This is a genomic window from Thermus sp. KWY1 (genome assembly GCF_057547025.1).
Genome location: NZ_BAAJPG010000022.1, coordinates 1 through 1,144 on the forward strand (window position 1 = coordinate 1; position 1,144 = coordinate 1,144).

A 1,144-nucleotide genomic window follows, 5' to 3' on the forward strand; every position below is an offset into this window, starting at 1 on the left:
CAGACTTGACCGCTATGCCGCATAGAGCCCCAGGAAGCGCAGGGCGGAGAGGGGGTTGAAGGAGAAGGCCTCCAAGGCCGCCTTCTTCTCCCTGACCCCTTGGCGGTGAAGCATGGAGACCAGAAAGGCCCGGAGGGCCGCCAAGACCTGTGCCCCCACCCCCCGCACCTGGCAGGCATCCTCGTGGAGGAGAACGTCCCGTACCCAAAAGGACCGGTTCTCTACCTCCCACCGGTAAAGGAGAAGCTCCCCAAGCCGCCTCGCCTCCGCCACCTCCGGCCCCAAGCTGGTGAGGGCGTAGCTCACCGTCCGCCGCACCTCCCCCGTCCCCTTGTGCACCACCTCCCGCTCCATCCGCACCACCTGCCTGGCCCCAGGGAAGGCCCGCACCTCTTCCGGCAGGTAGGGGGAAGCCCAAACCCGGTAGGTCCACACCTCCCCATCCCGCACCAGATTCCACACCGCCTCGGTCTCGCCAGGAAGCCGCCTCTCCTCCATGCCCTTGAACACCTCCAAGGCCCACTCCAAAAGTTCCCCCTGGTTAGCCTTCAGGACAAAGAGGTACGCCCCCCTTTTTGCACCACCTTCCCCGCTAACTCCGGGTACAGGTACCCCGCGTCCCCCACCACCACCTTCCCCTTGAGCCCCTCCGCCCCCAGGCGGTCCAGGAGCTCCAAAAGGGCTTGGTCCTCCCTCCCCTCCGCCCGGGCCTGGGCCAGGGTGGTATGGAGGTGCAGGGCCAGGACCTCCACCAGCTTCACCTGGGCGCTTTTCCCCTTGCCGCTTCCCCGCAGGTGCTTCCCGTCTACCACCAGGACTTCCCCAAGGTCGGCTTCGGGGAAGACCTGGAGGAGGGCCGCTTGGAGCTTTTCAGGATCCAGGCGGTGAAGGAGAAGGGTGATGGCGGTGTGGCCTGGGGCCTTGCGCAGGCCCAGGTGGGGCAAGAGGTGGGGGTTGGCGCGGGCGAAGCGTTCCACGCCCCTCAGGGAGTCCACGCGGGAAAGAAAAGCCACCAGGATGAGGGCCAGGAGGCCCCAAAGGGGGTACTGCCGGTTGCGGGCCCGGGGGTCGGGGATCTGGGACAGGGCTTCGCGCAGGGTCATGCCCCCTCTTTACTCCAGGAGCCGCATATAGGTCAAGTCTG

1 pseudogene is annotated in these 1,144 nt (G+C 66.8%); it reads right to left on the reverse strand.

Annotated elements, in window-relative coordinates:
- Positions 1–12: 12 nt before the first annotated feature.
- A pseudogene (locus AC27GT_RS06605) lies at positions 13–1,103 on the reverse strand (ISAs1 family transposase).
- Between the last annotated feature and the right edge of the window lie 41 nt (positions 1,104–1,144).